Raw genomic sequence first — 18,409 nt, forward strand, 5'->3', positions numbered from 1 at the left:
AGCGCCTACTTCATGGTCGTGCCGATGGTGGTCGAGCCCGTGGTCAGGAAGGTCGTCGCGGGCAGCGAGCCGTCCGCCTTCCGGGCGCCGTACGCCGTCGTCGCGTCCGTCGAGGTGAACGCCGGCGTGGACACCCCGCTGTCCCAGCTGTTCGCCGCGGAGACGGCCGACGAACCCCGCTTGTCCGACCCGCCCTTGTTGCCCACCGCGAGATTGCGGGCGAGCCTGGCCTTGCCGGTGGCGAAGTAGAACCCCGCCTCGGTGTTGGCGTAGGCGGTGTTGCGGTTCAGCACGATCGCGCCGGTGTTGGAGTTCTCGGTGAACCCGTTCAGCGTGTTGTCCCAGGCCGCGTTGTTGTTGACGGCGTGCGCGACGGCCACGCCCCCGCCGCCCAGCTTGAACCCGTTGCCGTTGCCCTCGAACGCGGCGTCGCTCCACCGGTTCCTGCCGTTGCCGAAGGCCCACGAGTGCTCGATGGTGACCGCCGTGGAGAACTGCCACAGGTCGAGGCCGTCGTCCGAGTTGTTGTACAGCCGGGCGCCGGTGATCCTGTTGCCCGTCCCGGAGCCGAACTTGACGGCGATGCCGTCCGCGTTCTGGCCGTGCCCGGCGGCGTCGTAGTTGCCGAAACTGTCGAGGTTCTGCACGAGGTTGTTCACCGTGTTGTCGCCGCGCAGGGTGAAGCCGGAGTCGCCGTTGTTGCCGGTGACCAGGTTCTTGAAGACGCCGCCGGTCGACGAGGTGACGACGAAGCCCTGGGCCGGGGAGGACTGGAAGGTGAGGTTCTGCACGGTCCAGTAGCTGCCGTAGATCCCGGCGAGCCAGGAGCCGGCGGGCAGCTTGGAACCGTCGATCTTCACCTTCTCGGTGCCGTACGCCTGGAGCGTGATCCGGGCCGAACTCGTCCCGCTGGCAGTCGACTTGAGGGTGGCCGTCGGGTAGTACGTGCCGCCGCGGACCTGGATGACGGTGCCGGCGACCGCGTTGCGCACGGCCGTCTCCAGCTGGGCGGTGGTGGAGACGGTGACCGTCGACGAGGCGGCTTCGGCACCGCCGTCGGACAGGCCGAGGTAGACGCCGCCCGCCCCTGCGGAGACCGCCACCGCGGCGGCGATCGAGAGGGTGCGGGTCCTGCGGTGGCGTCCGGTGCTCATGCGCACGGGGCGTTCCTTTCGGTGAGCGAGTGAGAGCGGAAACGGGCCGGAGGGGCCGCCCCGGCCCGTTTCCGCTCCTCAGTCGTCACCGTGGCCGCAGCAGGTTGCCGCGCCACCGAAAGAGATCGAAAAAGTTGCGTCAGCTCACGTAGTACGTCGGGTTCGGCAGCTTGTACGTCCGGTCGGCGTAGCCGCCCTCGAGGTCGGAGTACTGGTCGCCGAAGTTCGCGATGATCTCGTAGCCGAGGTCGCGCTCGATGTGCTTGCGGGTGCCGGACTTGTACTGGACGGTCGTGCAGGTCCAGGCGCCCGGGGTGGCGCAGCCGCTCAGGTACGCCGGCGGGGTGGCCGCGTTCTTGAGGAACATGTGGTCGGCGTCGAGGTTGATGTCGGCGCCGACCTTCTTCAGGTTCTCCACGGCGGCGGTGCGCTGCGCCTCGGCGAGGCCCGAGTTGTAGAAGACCTCGACGCCCTTCTTCTCGGCGTACTGCACGAGTTCGGGGCTGCCGAACACCGCCGGGCGGTCGGCCTTGTTCACGTACGCCGCCCAAGTGGCGGAGTTGTACGTGTAGTTGTACCGCTTCTCGTAGTCGAGGCTGAGCAGCAGCGTGTCGTCGATGTCGAAGACGACCGCGGGCTTCTCGCCCTTCCTGACCGCCTTGCGGGCGGCCTGGTCGATGTACTTCTTCGCGGCCTTGTCGATGCTCGCGAGGTCCTTGGCGTACGGGCTGGCCGGCGACGCCTGATAGACGCCGTTCGCGTCCGGCGCGGTGCCGTAGTAGGTGTCGAGGTCCTTCACCAGGAGCCCGATGTTGTAGGGCTCGTGGGTGGAGTTGGCCGTGGACTGGCCGGCCGTGGCCGCGCCGGCGCCGTACAGGGCGGCGCCGGCGACGGCGCAGGCAGCGGCGACGGCCGCGATGCGCAGTGGCTTATGCATGACACGTTTTCTACGCGCGTCACACGGCCGAGCGCGAGACCCGTTGCCCGACCGTTACCCGTTCACGGGCAAAAATCGGGTCAAGCGATCGAGGCGGACGATCGGGTCAGGCGCCCGGAAGACCGGTGGATGGGCGGCCGGTCAGTCCATGGTCGCTCCGATGGTCGTCGAACCCGTCGTCAGGAACGAGGTCGTGGGCAGGGTGCCGCTCGAGCTGCGCGCGTTGTACGTGGAGCTCGCGTCGGTGGACCTGAAGGCCGGCGTGGAGATGCCGGAGTCCCAGTTGTTGCCGGCCGAGGTGACCGACGAGCTCTTGCTGACCGCGCCACCGCCGTTGCCGACCGCCAGGTTCTTGCCGAGCTTGGCGGCGCCGGTGGCGAAGTAGTAGCCCCACTTGCTGTTGGCGTAGGCGGTGGTGCGGTTGATGACGATCGCACCCTTGTTGGAGTTCTCGGTGAAACCGTTTCCGGCGTTGCCCCAGGCGGCCGAGTTGTTGACGACGTGCGCGACCACCTCTCCGTCCCCGCCCAGCTTGTAGCCGTTGCCGTCGCCCGCGAAGGCCGAGTCGGACCAGCGGTTGACGCCGTTGCCGAAGGACCAGGTGTGCTCGATGGTGACGGGCGAGGAGAAGGACCAGAAGTCGATGCCGTCGTCCGAGTTGTTGTAGAGGCGGGCGCCGGTGATGAGGTTTCCGGTGCCGGAACCGTACTTCACGGCGACACCGTCGGCGTTCTCCCCGTGGTTGGCGGCGTCGTAGTGACCGTAGGAGTCGATGTTCCTGACGGTGTTGTTGACCGTGCCGTCTCCGGTCAGGGTGAAGCCGGAGTCGCCGCCGTTGATGGTCTTGATGTTGTTCCAGTTGGTGCCGGTGCAGGACTGGCAGACGACGGCGCTGTCCGGGGAGTTCTGGAAGGTGATGTTGGAGACGTTCCAGTAGTCGGCGGTCAGCTTGAAGATCCAGTCCCCGTCCGGCAGCGACGAGCCGTCGATCTTCACGGTCTCCGAGCCGTACGCCGTGAGGGTGACGGGCGACGAGGAGGTGCCGTTGGCCGTGGACTGGAGGGTGGCCGTCGGGTAGTAGGTGCCGGCGCGGACCTGGATGACCGTGCCGGCGGTGGCGTTCCTGATGGCGTTGGACAGGTCGGTGGAGTTGCTGACCACCACGGTCGCGGCCTGCGCCTGGGTGGGGAGGACGGCGAGTCCGGCGCCCAGGGTCAGGGCGGCGACGGCCGTGAGAGCGGTACGACGAGACATGGAGTGCGGGTCCTTTCCGTCGTTCAGGGGGATGGGGCGAGGGAGCGGTTCACAGGACGGTGTCGAGCCAGCTGAAGACCTCGTCCTGCATGCGGTCGACGAAGACATGGCCGAGGTCGGGCCAGCTCTTCAGGTGCAACCGCTCCTCGGCGTGACGGGAGCGCCAGACGGCGCGCAGCCGGTCGTGCGCCGCGCGGACGCCGTCGGCGGGGAACAGCGGGTCGAGCCCGCCGTCGAAGAACAGCATCGGCCTGGGTGCGGCGATGCTCGCCACGTCGGGGAAGTCGAGGAACCGGGGAAGCCCGGGGTGGAGCATGTAGTACGAGGACTGCCCGCGCAGGGTGTTGTTGCCGGGCACCATCATTTCCTTCAGGCCGGTCATCCAGCAGACGGCCGCCGCGGCGGCGAGGTCGTCGCTCAGCGCGGCCGCCTGCCAGGCGCGGAAGGCGCCCATGGAGAACCCGACGGCCGCGACCCGGCCCCGGTCGACCCGGTCGAGGCCGGCCAGGAACCCGGCGGCCCGGGCGTCCTCGCGGGCCATGAGGCCGGCGAGCGAGGAGCCGAGGTTGTAGAAGTTGGAGGCGAGGGCCTGCTGCTGGTCGTAGGCGAGGGGCCCGCGGTCGCCCCAGCCGAGGGCGTCCGCGCACAGTACGACATACCCCCGCCGGGCCAGCTCGTCGCCGACGAACCGTCCGCTGAAGTACCGCTCCGACCAGCCCTGCGCGGAGGCGAGCCGGGTGTCGTCGTACCAGGGCCGGACGAGCTTCTCCTTCCCGATGTCGAACTTCGCCCCGTGGTCGTGCAGGAGCAGTACGGCCGGGAAGGGGCCGGGGCCGTCCGGGGTGAGGAGCGCGGCGCGGACGCGTTCGTGGCGGGTGAGGGAGAGTGTCACCGACTCGCTCGTGTAGCCGTCCTGTCGGCGCCGGTCGGTGAACTCGGGGGCGTACGGGGTCCGGTCCTGTGATCCGACGACCAGCAGTTCCTCGACCTTGGCGCGGGCGGCCCGGCGCCAGGCGCGGAAGTCGCGGATCGGGGAATTGCCCCAGGCCAGGGGGAAGGTCAGCTCGGCTCTGAGCGCCGGGTGGAAGTCCGGCAGCGGCCCTTCCACGACGGCCGTCCGCCCGTCCGCGGCGGCCGCCGGTCCCTCCACGGCGGCCGCCCGCGCGTCGGCGGGGGCGACGGCCCCGGTCAGGAGCGCGGCTCCGGTGCCGGCCACGAACGCCCGCCGCCCCACCGCCGGGTCACGGGCGGCCATACGGCCTCCAGTCCCCGAGATACGTCCGCCGGGTGTGCGTGGCGGCCTCCTCGGTGGTCAGCTGCGGCCGGTTCTCCGGCACCGGGACGGCCGCGCCGGGGCCGGAGTTGGCGTGTTCGCGGAAGCGCATGGTCTGCCAGGGGTAGGCGTCGCGCATGTTGGTGTACGGGGCGACCGCGTCGATACCGGGGCCGATCCAGGTGTCCCGTACGACCAGCGAGGGCCAGGCGGTCGTCTCGTACGAGGGCACCCAGGGGCGGGCGATCTTGTACGCCGCGTTCTCGGCGCCCGAGGTGATCCGGCCGCGCAGGGCGAGGAAGCCGTAGGGGTTGGCCCGGGCGGTGGCGGGGGCGAAGACCATGCCCTTGGGGGTGAAGCTCACGTCCCGCTGGAGGGTGTGGAAGTGGCAGGCGTCGAAGACGGCCCGGCCCCGCCCGAAGACGAAGTCGACGTCCCCTTCGATGTAGCAGCGGTGGAAGTACTGCCGGTCGAAGGCGTCCAGCGCGGTGGTGTCGGCGAACAGGGTGTCCTGGTGGGCCAGCAGCCGCACGTGGTCGAAGTGCGTGCGGTCGCCGGTGACGTAGGCGGCCACCGCCTGGGTGCCGGTGATCTCCGGGTGGTCGGCGCGCAGCCAGTCGTTGGCGAGGGTGAGGTCGCGGACGGTGAGGCCGGGCGCGGCGGAGGTGAAGGTGGCGGAGCCCGCGGTGCCGTAGGTTCCGGACCCGTCGGGCTTGGCGGTCCCGTTGGCGTTGTCGTAGACGAGCACGGCGGCGCGCGGGTCGCGGGAGGCGCCGCGGATCGTCAACTCACCCTTGTCCGCAGGCACGTTCACGACTTCCCGGTATGTACCCGGGTGCACGACGATCGTCGCGCCGGGGCCGTCGACGGCGTCCACGGCGGCCTGCAGGGAGTCGCCGGGGCGGACGTGCAGGATGCGGCGGGACCGGGCGTGGGCCGGGGTCGCGGTGAACAGGGCGGCGCCCGTGATGCCCGCGAGGAGGGTGCGTCGGCGCAGCATCTCAGCACTCCTCCTTCCAGGGCTCCCAGTCGCCCAGGTAGGCCCCGCGGGTCGCCGATCGCGCCTGCTCCGCGGTGAGTTGGGGGCGGTTCTCGGGGACGGTGATCCGCGCTCCCGGCCCGGTGTTGCGGTACTCGGCGAACCGCTGGCTCTGCCACGGGAAGGAGGCCGACATGTTGGTGTAGGGCGCGACGGCGTCGATCCCGGCGTCCAGACGGGTGTCGCGGACGGTGAGGCTCGGGCGGGCGGTGGTGTCGGAGCTGGGGACCCAGGGGCGGGCCAGCTTGTAGAAGGCGTCGGGCGCCTCACTGCTGATCCGGCCCCGGACGACCAGGTAGCCGAGCGGGTTGGCGCCCGCCGTCGAGGGGGCGAAGACGAAGCCGTAGGGGGCCGCGGCCAGGTCGGTGCGGTTCAGGGTGCGGAAGTGGCAGTGCTCGTAGACGGCCGTCGCCCGGCCGAAGACGAAGTCGACGTCTCCCTCGACGTAGCAGTGCGCGTAGTACTGCCGGGCGAAGGCGGTGAGGGCGAGGGAGTCGGCGTACAGGGTGTCCTGGTGGCCGAGGAAGCGGCAGTGGTGGAAGGCGGAGCGGTCGCCCTGGACCTTGATGGCGACGGCCTGGGTGCCGGTGATGTCGGGGTGGTCGGCGCGCAGCCAGTCGTTGGCGAAGGTGATCCAGCGGGCGGTGAAGCCGTCGGCCTGCACGGTGGTGGTGGCCGACCCGGTGGTGCCGTAGGTGCCGCCGCCGGGCTTGGCGGTGCCGGCCGCGTTGTCGTGGACGATGACGACGTCACGGGGGTCCTCGGAGGCGCCGATCCAGGTGGCCTCGGGGCGGGTGACGTCGAGGGCGACTGTCTCCCGGTAGGTGCCGGGGGCGAGGACCAGGGTCCAGCCGCTGCCGGTGGTGGCGGCGACGGCGTCCCGGACGCCGGTGAAGTCGCCCCGGCCCAGCGGGTCGACGTACAGGGTCCGCGGGGTGAGCCGATCGGCCGGCGAGCCGTGGCGGCCGAACGGGCCGCGGCGCGCGGTGGCGGCCCGAGCGGGTGCGGCGGGGAGGCCGAGGGCGGCGACCGTACCGGCGGTCGCCGTCAGGAATCCTCTTCTGGAGAGCGGGAGTCGGGGGTCGTGGGGGTGTCGGGGCGAGGACATGCGGGTGCTCCTTGGCAGTGCGGCTCTGCTGAGGGAGCCGGGGCGGCGACGGGCGCCGCCCGCCCCGGCCGTCGTGGGGAGGGGTCAGCCCAGGCGCCCGGCGCCCGCGCCGCAGTCGACGATCCGGGGGACCGCCTTCGCCGGGTCGACCTTGGTGCGCAGGGTCGGCGTCCAGCCCGCGCCGGACTCCAGGACCTCGGCCGGGATCTCCGCGTTGTGCACGGCGATCAGATCCGTGAGCCTGCCGTTGACGTAGTTGTCGTCGGCGGTGAGCGGCGCCACGTTCCACCGCTTCAGCACCTTGGCCGCGCTGACGCCCGCGGGCAGCGTGAACGCGTTGTGCTGGGCGACGAGTTGCGACTCCTTGCCGATGCCGAAGCTGTAGGCGAAGGCGTCGTCGGCGACGAAGTGGTTGTTGTAGGAGTCGACCTGCCCGAAGCGGACCCGGGGAGCGCGTTCGACCAGGTTGGAGAACTGGTTGTGGTGGAAGGTCACCTTCAGGTGCCCCCGGTCGCCGACGGCCGTCGACTCGCTGTCGCTGTTGCCGATGAGGATCGTCTTGTCGTGGTCGGTGAAGACGTTCCAGGAGGCGGTGACGTAGTCGGCGCCCCGGACGATGTCCAGTTCGCCGTCGTGCTGCTGGTACAGCATGCCGAAGTAGGTCGGCGCGGCGCTGTCCGGGTGCGATCCGTCGGTGAACGTGTTGTGGTCCAGCCACACGTGCGTCGAGCCGTAGACGACGGCCGTGTCGTACTCGGAGTTCCAGTTGCCGTTCGCGCCGTCGGTCGGGTCCCACTGCGGGAAGCAGTCGATGGGCGACTCGAAGGCCAGGTTCCGGATGATCACGTTGTCGACGGCCTTGATCTGAAGGCTGACGCCCTTGAAGCCGGCGTTCTTCCCGATGCCGACGATGGTGGTGTTGGCGGGGATGTTCGCCTTGATGGCCGTGTCCTGGGCGGCGGCGGAGGCGCGCCGCAGCCCCTCCGGACTGTCGGCGGGCTCGGCGCTCAGGTCGGTGTCGAGACCCCAGGTCTCGGGCGCGTACCTGGCGAGGTAGGCGTCGAAGTCGTAGCCGGGCGCGGCGAAGGCGTCACAGCCCTCGGCGACGGCGTCGATGACGCCCTTCACCTTGATGATCTTCGGCGCGCTGCCGCCGGCGGCGAGGGCGGCCTTGAACCCAGCCCAGGTGGTGACGGTGTACACATGGGCGGCGTCGGCGGCCGACCCGCCCGTGGTTCCCGTCCCGTGGGCGGCCCAGCCGTCGTTCGCGCCCAGGACCTGCCGGCCGAGGTCGCGGGACGAGGAGCGGGAGTGGGCGTCGGCCTGGGCGGACGCCGTGCCGGTGACGGACAGCACCAGCGCGGTGCAGCCCACCAGGGCAGCCATGACACGTCCATGACATATCTGTGTACGCACTGTACGGTTCTCCTCTTGTGGCGAAAGGCGTGCGGGTCCTGCGCGAGCGGTAGCGGGTCCTACGCGAGCGGTGCGGGCCAGGTGATCCAGGACGTGGGAATCTCGTCGTGCAGCCGGACCACGTCACGCGGCCCGAGCACCCGCGTCCGCAGCAACTCCCGTACGACGAGCCGCGCGACGGCGATCGCGCCCGGTGGATTGAAGTGCGTGTTGTCCTGCTCGGTCTCGGTCCAGTTGAAGTACGTCTTCGTCTCCTCGACGCCGAGTCGCTGCCACAGCGCGAGCGACAGCGCCTGGACGTCGAGGAGGGCCACCCGCTCCTCCTCCGCGAGCGCGCGCATGGCGGCCGGGTACTCGCCGTGCGTCGGCACGGCGTTCCCCTCGGCGTCGAACCTGCGGCGCTCGACGGGCGTGGCGAAAACCGGCCGGGCGCCCTTCGCACGGGCGCCGTCCACGTACATCCGCAGGTAGTCCTGGTAGGTGGTCCAGGGCTCGGTGTAGCGGGTCGGATCGGTGGTCTTCTCGTCGTTGTGCGCGAACTGGACGAGGAGCAGGTCCCCCGGCCGGATCGCGGCGAGGACGGCGTCGAGCCGGCCCTCGTCGATGAAGCTCTTCGAACTGCGGCCGTTCACTGCGTGGTTGGCGACGGGCCGGTCCTTGTGCAGGAAGAAGGGGAGCGCCATTCCCCACCCGGTCTCGGGAGCGGCGTCGGAGTACTTCTGGGCGGCGGTGGAATCACCGGCGATGAAGAGCGTGCGGGGCCGGCGGGCCCCGGCCCGGGCGGGCCCGGCCGCCGCCGCGCCGAGCGGTACGGCGGCGAGCGCCGCCGAAGTGACCTGTCTGCGGCTGAGGGACACGAAGTGCGCCTTTCGACAGAGGTTCAGGGGATTCACCAAGGGCGCGGGGAACTGCGCGACCGGCCCCGACCGGCCGGCAGCCCCCCCGCGACCGAAACCGCGAACTACGCGTGGTTCTTCTTCCAGTCGGCCTGTGCGGCGTTCAGCTGCTCGGCCAGCGTGTCCAGGAAGTCCTTCGGGCTCAGCTTCCCGAGCAGCACCTTCTGGAAGTTCGGCTCGTTGTCCGCCTTGGAGATGGTGTTCCAGTCGGGCAGGTAGTACGGCAGCTGCACGATCTTGGTGGTGGTGCCCGCCAGCGCCTCGGCGGCCAGCTTCGTCGGCTCCGACTCCTGCACCCAGCTGTCCTGCGCGGCCTCGTTGTTCGCCGGCACCTGGCCCGCCGTCTCGTTCCACTTGCTGTTGGACGCGTGCGACGCGGCGAACTCGATGAACTTCCAGGCGGCGGTCTTGTTCTTGCTCGCCTTGAACAGCCCGAGCCCGTCGACCGGGTTGGACACCTGCACCCGCGTGCCGTCGTCCTGCGTGGGCGCCGGGATGCCCTTGAACTTGCCGGCCAGCGCCTTCTCGTGGTCCCCGTAGGAGCCCAGGTTGTGGCTCAGCATGCCGATGGTCCCGGAGTCCCACTGGGCGACCATCTTGGTGAAGTCGTTGTTGACGTCGGCGGACGGGGTGTTCTTCTTGAACAGGCCGACGTACTTCTCCAGCGCCGCCACGTTCTTCGGGTCGTTGACCGTGGTCTTCTCGCCGTTCCAGAACTCGGTGATGCCGCTCTGCCCGTAGGTGGCGTCCAGCGCCTGGGCGATGGACCCCGCGCCACCGCGGATGGTGTAACCGAACGCGTTCTTGTCCTTGTTCGTGAGCTTGTCGGCGGCCGCGTAGAACTTCGTCCAGGTCGTCGGCGCGTCCAGGCCGGCCTGCTGGAACAGGTCGGTCCGGTACCAGAGGGTGCCGTTGTTCGCGGAGGTCGGCACCGAGTACGTCTTGCCGTCGATCCCGGCCGCCTTGACGCCGTCCAGGAACTTCTCGTTGAGCTTGCCGTTCAGCGTGCTCTTGGAGATCCGGCTGTCCAGCGGTTCGAGGGCGCCCTGCGCGGCGACCTCGGCGAGCATCGCGGTGCCCACGCCGCCGACGTCGGGCAGACCGCCACCCTGGATGGCGGTGTCGTACTTGGACTGGACGCTGTCGGCCGGCACGCCGACGTAGTTGACCTTGATGTCGGGGTTCGCCTTCTCGAAGTCGGCGATGATCTCCTTCCAGACGTCGGTACGCACACCGCCGTTGTTGTCCCAGAAGGTGATCTCCCCCTTGCCGGAGCCCTCGCCTCCCTTGTCCCCCGCGCCGCCGCTGCCGTCGTCGCCGCAGGCGGTGGCGGTCAGCGCGAGCACGGAGCCCAGGGCGACGGCCAGGGCGGCGCGCCTGCTTCTGCGGATGCTGCTCTTCATGTGGTCGGCTCTCTTCTTCTGGATCCCAACGGAGATATGAAGTTGTGGGGGGTCAGTGGGTGGTGCCGGTGCGCGGGTGCGGCGGGGCGCCGATCCGCTTCTGCGGCCCGGAGAACCGGGTGACCAGCGCGGGAACGGCGGCCGCGGGATCCAGCCGGTAGGCGTAGAACTCCCGCGGGTCGAAGGCCGTGCCCCACGCGTCGGTCCGCCCGCTCGTGTTCCTCAGGATCGACCCGCGCTGCACCAGCTCGGCGGTGGCGTCGGCCTGGTAGGGGTGCTGGATCCCGTCGAAGTAACTGTTCTCGATGACCATCTTCGTGTGGCCGCGCGACCAGTTCCCGTACGTCCACACCGGGTCCCCGTCGGCCACCTGGGCCGAGAGGTAGTTGTTGTAGAGGTGGGCGTACGCGCAGTTGTCCGCTGACGGGTTGCGCTGCTTCGTCCCCGAGAACCAGTTGTGGTCGATGGTGATCTGGGTCAGGACGTTCGTCGTCCAGCCGACGCCGAACGCCTTGTTGTGGGTGTCGAACCGGTTGGCGGAGACGGTGATGTACTGGCTGTCCTTGCGGATGTCGAGCAGCCCGTCGCCCATGTGCGTGAAGCGGTTGTGGTCGATCCACACGTGGTCGACGGTGTCCATCTGGATCGCGTCGAAGTCGGTCGTCTTGCCGTCCCAGTCGCCCTCGACGTACGAGTCCCGGATCGTCAGGTTGCGGATGATCACGTTGTGCGTACCGGGGTTCAGGTGCAGCTCCCCGTGCACTATCTCGCCGGTGTCGCCGGCGCCGATGATCGTCTTGTTCGAGGTCACGACGATGTCGGAACCGAAGGGCTCGACCGCCACCGCGCCCTTGACCCGGATGACGTACGGCTCCTCGGCCGCCGCGTACCGAGCGAGCGAGGCCTGGTCGGTGACGGTGACGACCTCGCCGCCGGCGCCTCCGGTGGTGCCGCCGGCGAGCGAGGCGAAGCCGTGGGCCCGGTCGGTCCAGGGCGACGCCGAGAAGGCCGGGGCGACGACGGCCGGCGTCGGCCCGCCGGCGGCCTTCGCCTGCCCCGCGGCCCCGAGGCCGAGCGCGGCCAGCAGGCCGGCGACGGCCGCCAGGACCACACCCGGTCTCGGCAAGCGCTTGCTAGGGAAGTGCGTCATTGCGGCTCCCAACAGGCGTACGGAAGTGATGGGTCAGAGCGGTCGGAGCGGGCTGATCCGGAACTCGCCGAACGAGGCCGCTCCCGCGTGCCCGGTTCCGGGCGGCGCGAGGGCGAAGAGGCCCAGCAGGGCACCGACCCAGCGCCAGGGCGTGGCGGCGAACACGGGACCCGAGCAGCGCAGGCCGTCACCGATGTCGTACGCGAAACGGCAACGTGCTCCGGTGCCGATCTCGATCCGCAGGCGCGCCCGTCCCCGGGGGGCGAGCCGCGGGTGGGCCGCGTCCCGTTCCCGCTCGGCGACCGGTTCGGCGAACCGGTGCACGAGGTGGACGGCCCCGTCGGTGCCCCGCTGGAGCCCGATCCAGCCGAAGGCGTCCCCGAGGACCGCGAGCCCGGCACGGGCACCCGGCTCCTCGCTGTGCAGCTCCAGCTCCACCTCCACGGCGGACGGAAGCCCGGGCAGCCGTTGCGTGAGGATGCTCGGCAGGGTCCGCAGATCGTGCGCGTCGGCGGTCCGCACGCAGGTCAGGCGCAGTCCGTCGGCGGAGTGCTGGGTGGCGAGGCCGTCCTGCGGATTGGCCGTCCACGACCACTGGCGGCCGAAGCGTCCGCCGGGGAAGTCGTCGTCGGTGGCGGGTGCGGCCGGCGGTCCCGCGGGCAGGTCGGGCCGTCGGTGCTCGAGCACGGGCGCGCCCTCGTCGCCGATCACCGGCCAACCGTCCGCAGCCCATCGCATCGGCTGGAGGTGGACGACGCGGCCGTACGCGCCGCGCTGCTGGAAGTGCAGGAACCAGTCCTCGCCGGACCGGGTGCGCACCCAGCCGCCCTGGTGAGGGCCGTTGACCTCGGTGTCCTGCTGCTCCAGGACGATCCGCTCCTCGTACGGACCGAAGAAGTCCCGGGACCGGAAGGCGCCCTGCCAGCCGGTCTCCACTCCCCCGGCGGGCGCGAAGATCCAGAACCAGCCGTCGTGCCGGTAGAGCTTCGGCCCTTCGAGGGTGAACCAGCCGGGGATCCGGTCCCCGTCGACGATCACCTTGCCCTCGTCGAGGACGGCCGTCCCCTCCGGGTGCATCCGGTGGCCGGTGAGCCGGTTCTTGACGCCCGCACGGGACTTGGCCCAGGCGTGGACCAGATAGGCCTCGCCCGTCTCCTCGTCCCAGAGGGGACAGGGGTCGATCAGCCCCTTGCCCTCCTTCACCAGGTGCGGGCGGGACCAAGGCCCCCTGATCTGCGGGGCGTTGATCTGGAAGATGCCCTGGTCGGGGTCGCCCCAGAAGATCCAGAAGCGGTCGTCGTGGTGCCTCAGGGACGGCGCCCACACTCCGCAGTCGTGCCGCGGAGACCTGAACTCGGCCGCCGGTTCGAGGCGTTCGAGGGCATGGCCGATCAGTGTCCAGTGGACCAGATCGCGCGAGTGCAGCAGAGGCAGGCCTGGGGCGCGGCCGAAGCTGGAGGCGGTGAGGTAGAAGTCGTCGCCGACCCGCACGACGTCCGGGTCGGACCAGTCGGCGTTCAGTACGGGGTTGGTGTACGTCTCGTGCGTCACTGGCTGACCGCCTTCCGTACCAGTGCCGCCGCCTCGTGCCGGTCCAGACGGCCGTCGGCGACGACGGTGACGATCCGGCGTACGGCCGTCTCGCCCGGCGGAACCGGCAGCCTCTCCGCGGAGGCCAGCGAGGAGCCGACGCCCGGGTACTCGGCGGTGCGGACGAACCAGGGGTCGCGGCGGGTGGCACCGGTGGCCCCGGCGAAGACCAGGGTCCAGTGGGCGCCGGCCAGGGCGAGCCAGTCGGCGCTGGCGCCGTGGACGGAAGCCTCGCCCTCCGTGCCCGCGGTGAAGACCTCGGGGGCAGCGTCCTCCTTCCGGGCCCGCCAGAAGAAGCCGCCGTAGGCCGCTCCGGGGCGCCCGTTCGTCGCCGGGCTGCCGATGGACAGCGGTCCTGAGGTGACGTTGGTCAGGGAGAAGGTGAAGTCCAGCGCCCAGGCGGTGTCGGTGAGTTCGGTGGCCGCGACGGTACGGCGCTCGCGCAGCAGCTCGGTTCCCGAGGCGACCCAGCGCAGCTCCTCCACGAAACCGTCCGGGTCGCGGAGCTGGAAGGAGCTGTGCCGCTGGGCACCGTGGTTGTCGAGCTCGGTCGGGCCCCGGTCGCGGACGTAGGTGCGTCCGCCCCAGAAGTTGTGCCCCTCGACGTCGGGTACGGCTACACCGACGCCGAGGTGGTGTGTGTGGTCGGCCGGGCTCAGTTCGGTGACCGCCGTGCCGGCGAGGGTGGTGACGGGGTGCAGATAGGGCCGCGGGGAGAGCCGGGCGGGCAGCTCGGGCCGGGTCACGTAGCGGGCGACCGGGCGGCCGGCGACACGCAGGACGACCGGTGCGTCGGGTGCGGTTGCGGTCATCAGGGGCTCACCTCTTTCGGATGCGCGGTCGTGAACGCCCAGGGGGCGCCCAGTTCGGAGTAGAGGGCGAGGGTGTCGGCGGCGGCCGCGACGAGGCCGTCGATTCCGGGGACGACCCGCCGCTCCTCGTCGGGCAGCCGGCGCCAGGCGTCGTCGGGCACCTGGACCGGGTCGGGGGCGACCCGGATCGCCTCGACGACCCGCATGAACGACTCGGTCACGGCGGGCGGGACCAGCAGCTCCGTCCCGTCGGTGAGGTGCTCGACGAGGTTCTCCAGCAGGTCGGTGCGGCCGTACTCGAACTCCTCGGGGCCGTGGCCGGCCCGCTGGAGCAGGACGCGGTCCTGCTTGTACCAGTACGTGATCCGGCCGCGGCTGCCGTGCACGATGACGTACGGGTCGTCGGGGTCCTCGGCGCACAGCGTGGCCGCGACGACGATCTCGCGGCCGTCGGCCGTGTGGACGCGGACGCAGGAGGTGTCGTCGGACTCGATGGCGTTGGCGTGCGCCAGCTCGGTCTCGATGCCGGTGACGTCGGTGGCGCGGGTGGCGCCGGCCAGCGCGAGGGCGGTGGCGACGGCGTGCGCGAGCGGGTTGGTGAGCGCCCCGTCGATCACGTCGACGCCGTTCAGCCGTCGCCTGCCCGCCCAGGGCGCCCGCCGGAAGTACGCCTCGGGCCGGGCCCAGGCCCCGGCGCCGCCGACCCCTGCGACCTCGCCGACCGCCCCGTCCTCGATCAGCCGGCGGATCGCGGGCACGGCGTGCGAGCCCAGCGACTGGAAGCCGATCTGGCAGACCACGCCCGCCTCGGCGACCCCGTCCGCCATCCGCCGGAACTCGGCGTAGGAGGGCGCGGGCGGCTTCTCCAGAAGCAGGTGCACCCCCTTGCGCGCCGCGATCAGGGCCAGGTCGGTGTGGGTGGGGATCGGGGTGCAGATGACGGCGATCCGGGCGCCGGTCGTGTCCAGCAGCGCGCCGAAGTCGGCAGACTGCTCGGGCGTGCCGAGGCCCTCGGGGATCTCCGCCGGGGTCAGCGGGGTCAGCTCGCAGACGCCGGCCAGGCGGACGATGCCCTTGTCCTGGAGCCGGCGGATGTTGTCCAGGTGCCAGTGGCCGTGGCCTCGCGCGCCCGCGAGGACGATCGGGACCGGGCTGCTCATCGGTTCGGCGGTGCTCATGGGATCCTCCCTGCGCCCGCGCCGCGTGCCACCTCGCGGTCGGCCAGCGCGGCGCTGTCGATCTTTCCGTGCAGGGTAGGCGTCCAGCCGACGTCCGCCGTGAGGTCGCGCTCGCTGCCGCTGTTGTAGGCGTTGTAGATCGCGAGGAGGTCCACGGGCCAACCGTTGAAGAGGGTGCCGCTCTGGTGCAGGGCGGTGCCGTTCCAGCTCTTGACCAGGTCGGCGACCTCCACGTGGCCGGGGGTGTGGAAGGCGTTGTTCTCGGCGTACACGGCCGACTCGGTCGACACGCCGAGCGAGTAGCGGTACTCGGCGCCCTCGGGGACGACGTACCGGTTGTCGTAGACGTGCACCTGCCCGAAGCGGACGCGCGGCGCGCGCTGCACGACGGACTCGAACTGGTTGTGGTGCAGCGTGACCCGGAGCTTCCCACGGTCGCCGGTGGCCGTGTCGCCGCTGCCGATGAGCATCGCCTTGTCGTGTCCCGCGAACCGGCTCCAGGAGACGGTGACCAGGTCGGAGCCGTTGGTGATGTCCAGCAGTCCGTCGTGGCGCAGGTAGTTGCGGGCGAAGTAGGTGGGCTCGGCGGAGTCGGGGTGGCCCTTGTCGGAGGCGGTGACGTGGTCGACCCAGACGTGTGTCGCGCCGGTGAGCCAGATGTTGTCGTACGCCGTCTTCCAGTCGCCGAGGCCGCCGGTGTTGGGCTGCCAGACGGGGAAGCAGTCGTAGGCGTCGCGCAGGTCGAGGTTGCGGAGGATGACGTTGTCCGCGTTCTTCACCTGGAGGCTGGCGCCCTTGAGGACGGCTCCGTCGCCGAGGCCCACGATGGTGGTGTGGGAGCCGACGGGGAGCACGATCCGCTCGGCCTGCGCTGCCGCCGACGCCTGGCGGGCCTCCTCCTGCGCGCCGCTCGGCTTGGCGGCGCCCCAGGTGCGCGGGTCGTAGGCGGCCAGGTACCGCCGCGGGGAGTAGCCGTCGGTGGCGTAGTCGGCGCAGTCCAGGTGGTCGCCGTCGTCGTCGGTGTTGGCGTCGATCGTCCCGGCGATCTTGATGATCTTCGGAGTGTCGCTGCCGCCGTCGAGGGCGCGGACGAGTCCGGCGCGGTCGGTGACGGTGGTGACGTGGGCGTCGTCGGCGGCCGCGCCTCCGGTGGTGCCGGTGCCGTAGGCCGCCCAGCCGTCGTCGGCGGCGAGGACGTCCCGGGAGATGTCCCGGGCCTCCGCCTGCGCGGGCACGCAGAGCAGTCCCAACGCGGCTGTCACCACGGTGATCTGACGGATCCTCATCCCTTCACCGCCCCCGCGCTGAAGCCGGTGATCAGCCACTTCTGGATGAAGGCGAAGACGAGCACCACGGGGACGGCGGCGATGATGCCGCCCGCGGCCAGCGCGCCCAGGTCGACGCTGTCCGCGCTCATCAGGGTGTTGAGGCCGACGGGGATCGTCTGCTTGGTCTGGTCGGACAGGAACATCAGGGCGAACAGGAAGTGGTTCCAGGCGTGCACGAAGGCGAAGGAACCGACGGCGATCAGCCCGGGCCGCAGCAGGGGGAGGACGACGATCCGGAAGGCGGTGAGCCGGTTGCACCCGTCGACCCAGGCGGCCTCCTCCAGCGAGTACGGCACGTTCCGGATGAAGCCGCTGATCAGGATCATCGACAGGGGCAGCTGGAAGACCGTCTCGGCGATGATGACACTGCCGAGCGAGTTGATCATCTGGAGCTCGGCGAAGATCTGGAAGAGCGGCACGAGGAGCAGCGCGCCCGGCACGAACTGGGTGCACAGCAGGGCGAGCATGAACCCGCGCTTGATCCTGAAGTCGAAGCGGGCGAGGGCGTAGCCGCCCGCCAGGGCGACGCCGGTGGTGAGCAGCAGGGTCGCCACGCCGGTGAGCACGCTGTTCTGGAAGTAGACGGCGAAGTCCCGCTCGTTCCAGACCTTCTCGAAGTGGTCGAAGGTCATCGGCCAGGGCACGAGCGAGGTCGAGCCGGCCGGGCGCAGCGCGAAGAGAAGGATCCAGTAGAAGGGGACGAGGGTGAAGACCAGGTAGATCGACAGGGGGAGGTAGATCTGCCAGCGGGGGGCCTCGTCCCAGGCACGCTTGTGCCGGGACGGGCGCCGGTCGGGCGCGTCGGTCACGCGCACGGGGGCGGGTGTGACCTCGGTGGCCTCCTTGGTGATCACTTGTCGCCTCCTCCGAACTTGCTCAGCCGCAGATAGACCATCGAGCAGAAGAGCAGGATCACGAACGCGACCGTGGTGAGGGCGGACGCGTAGCCGAAGTTGTGTGCGTCGACGCTGGTGTTGGCGATGTAGAGCGGGAGGGTGGTGGTCTCCCCCGCCGGGCCGCCGCCGGTGAGCGTGTAGAGCAGGTCGACGTTGTTGAACTCCCACACCGCGCGCAGCAGCGTGGACAGGACGATGGCGTCCTTCAGGTGGGGCAGGGTGATGTGCCAGAACTGCTTGATCCGGCTCGCGCCGTCGACCTCGGCGGCCTCGTACAGGTCCTTGGAGACGGACTGGAGGTCGGCGAGGATGAGGATCGCGAAGAAGGGGACACCGCGCCACAGGTCGGCGATGATCGCCGCCGGGAAGACGGTGGAGGTGTCCGACAGCCAGCTGGTGCCGTACTCGCCGATGCCCATGTCCGCGAGGTAACGGGTGATGCCGGTCTGGGAGTTGTAGAGCAGCACCCAGATCGCGGAGGTCAGCACGCCGGAGACGGCCCACGGGGAGAAGACCAGCGCCCGGCCGAGCGAGCGCCCCACGAAGGTCTGGTTGACGATCAGCGCGAGCGCCAGACCGAACAGCAGCTGGAGTCCGACCTCGACGAAGACCCACTTGGCGCTGAAGGTCAGCGTGTCCCAGAACTGCGGGTCGTCGGTGAAGGCGTGGACGAAGTTGTCGAAGCCCGCGAAGCCGTTGCGCCACGGTTTGGTGGGGTTGTAGTTCTGCAGGCTGTAGTAGAAGACGCTGATGACCGGGTAGGCGATGAAGCCCAGCATCAGCAGGGCCGCCGGCGCGATCAGCAGGTACGGCAGTCTGCGGGGCGTGGCGGAGGCACGGCGCCGCCGGGGTGGCGCGGGCGGCTTCGCCACGGCTGCGGCTTGGGCCATGACTGTTCTCCGTTCTAGGTACGTCTCTCGGTGCGTCGTGCGTTCGTGTGCATCGTGCTTTCGTGCGGGTGAAGCGCTTTCTCCC

At 70.6% G+C, this 18,409-nt stretch carries 15 protein-coding genes and 1 pseudogene; all 16 read right to left on the minus strand.

The features are described 5' to 3' along the window. Positions 1 to 5: 5 nt before the first annotated feature. Positions 6 to 1,160: a right-handed parallel beta-helix repeat-containing protein gene (locus OG736_RS11480; RefSeq protein ID WP_327182337.1), complete on the minus strand. Its 1,155-nt coding sequence runs from the start codon at positions 1,158 to 1,160 to the stop codon at positions 6 to 8. A gap of 133 nt (positions 1,161 to 1,293) precedes the next feature. Beyond that, positions 1,294 to 2,091 carry an HAD family acid phosphatase gene (locus tag OG736_RS11485; RefSeq protein WP_327182338.1) on the minus strand — a complete coding sequence of 266 codons (798 nt, stop codon included), beginning with the start codon at positions 2,089 to 2,091 and terminating at the stop codon, positions 1,294 to 1,296. Positions 2,092 to 2,232: 141 nt separating this feature from the next. Beyond that, a complete protein-coding gene (locus OG736_RS11490) occupies positions 2,233 to 3,345 on the minus strand; it encodes a right-handed parallel beta-helix repeat-containing protein (protein WP_327182339.1) in 1,113 nt (370 codons plus the stop codon). A gap of 49 nt (positions 3,346 to 3,394) precedes the next feature. Further along, positions 3,395 to 4,600: a dienelactone hydrolase family protein gene (locus OG736_RS11495; RefSeq protein WP_327182340.1), complete on the minus strand. Its 1,206-nt coding sequence runs from the start codon at positions 4,598 to 4,600 to the stop codon at positions 3,395 to 3,397. Then, positions 4,587 to 5,615: a pectinesterase family protein gene (locus OG736_RS11500; RefSeq protein ID WP_327187582.1), complete on the minus strand. Its 1,029-nt coding sequence runs from the start codon at positions 5,613 to 5,615 to the stop codon at positions 4,587 to 4,589. The genes OG736_RS11495 and OG736_RS11500 overlap by 14 nt, the downstream gene beginning before the upstream one ends. Before the next feature lie 4 nt (positions 5,616 to 5,619). Further along, the gene (locus OG736_RS11505; protein WP_327182341.1) at positions 5,620 to 6,765 is read right to left on the minus strand and encodes a pectinesterase family protein; all 1,146 of its coding nucleotides are present in this window, start codon (positions 6,763 to 6,765) and stop codon (positions 5,620 to 5,622) included. A gap of 84 nt (positions 6,766 to 6,849) precedes the next feature. Next, positions 6,850 to 8,151 carry a pectate lyase family protein gene (locus OG736_RS11510; protein WP_327182342.1) on the minus strand — a complete coding sequence of 434 codons (1,302 nt, stop codon included), beginning with the start codon at positions 8,149 to 8,151 and terminating at the stop codon, positions 6,850 to 6,852. Between the two features lie 89 nt (positions 8,152 to 8,240). Next, positions 8,241 to 9,038, minus strand: coding sequence for a rhamnogalacturonan acetylesterase (locus tag OG736_RS11515; protein ID WP_327182343.1), 798 nt, complete (start codon positions 9,036 to 9,038; stop codon positions 8,241 to 8,243). 104 nt (positions 9,039 to 9,142) lie between these two features. Further along, the gene (locus OG736_RS11520; protein ID WP_327182344.1) at positions 9,143 to 10,480 is read right to left on the minus strand and encodes an ABC transporter substrate-binding protein; all 1,338 of its coding nucleotides are present in this window, start codon (positions 10,478 to 10,480) and stop codon (positions 9,143 to 9,145) included. Positions 10,481 to 10,568: 88 nt separating this feature from the next. Further along, positions 10,569 to 11,630 (minus strand): annotated as a pseudogene (locus OG736_RS11525) (pectate lyase family protein); the annotation flags it as partial. A 33-nt stretch (positions 11,631 to 11,663) separates the two neighbouring features. Next, the gene (locus tag OG736_RS11530; protein WP_327182345.1) at positions 11,664 to 13,181 is read right to left on the minus strand and encodes a glycoside hydrolase family 43 protein; all 1,518 of its coding nucleotides are present in this window, start codon (positions 13,179 to 13,181) and stop codon (positions 11,664 to 11,666) included. Further along, a complete protein-coding gene (locus tag OG736_RS11535) occupies positions 13,178 to 14,032 on the minus strand; it encodes a DUF6807 domain-containing protein (RefSeq protein ID WP_327182346.1) in 855 nt (284 codons plus the stop codon). The genes OG736_RS11530 and OG736_RS11535 overlap by 4 nt, the downstream gene beginning before the upstream one ends. Next, positions 14,032 to 15,210, minus strand: a complete 1,179-nt coding sequence (locus OG736_RS11540; RefSeq protein WP_327182347.1) for a Gfo/Idh/MocA family protein — start codon at positions 15,208 to 15,210, stop codon at positions 14,032 to 14,034. The genes OG736_RS11535 and OG736_RS11540 overlap by 1 nt, the downstream gene beginning before the upstream one ends. Further along, positions 15,207 to 16,496 (minus strand): pectate lyase family protein, encoded by a 1,290-nt coding sequence (locus tag OG736_RS11545; protein WP_327182348.1) that lies wholly within the window; start codon positions 16,494 to 16,496, stop codon positions 15,207 to 15,209. Before OG736_RS11545 ends, OG736_RS11540 begins: the two co-directional genes overlap by 4 nt. Further along, complete coding sequence (locus OG736_RS11550) at positions 16,493 to 17,392, minus strand: carbohydrate ABC transporter permease (protein ID WP_327182349.1); 900 nt, start codon at positions 17,390 to 17,392, stop codon at positions 16,493 to 16,495. Before OG736_RS11550 ends, OG736_RS11545 begins: the two co-directional genes overlap by 4 nt. Then, positions 17,389 to 18,324 (minus strand): carbohydrate ABC transporter permease, encoded by a 936-nt coding sequence (locus tag OG736_RS11555; protein ID WP_020130492.1) that lies wholly within the window; start codon positions 18,322 to 18,324, stop codon positions 17,389 to 17,391. The genes OG736_RS11550 and OG736_RS11555 overlap by 4 nt, the downstream gene beginning before the upstream one ends. Between the last annotated feature and the right edge of the window lie 85 nt (positions 18,325 to 18,409).

This window comes from Streptomyces sp. NBC_01334, assembly GCF_035983595.1.
Lineage (GTDB): Bacteria > Actinomycetota > Actinomycetes > Streptomycetales > Streptomycetaceae > Streptomyces > Streptomyces coriariae.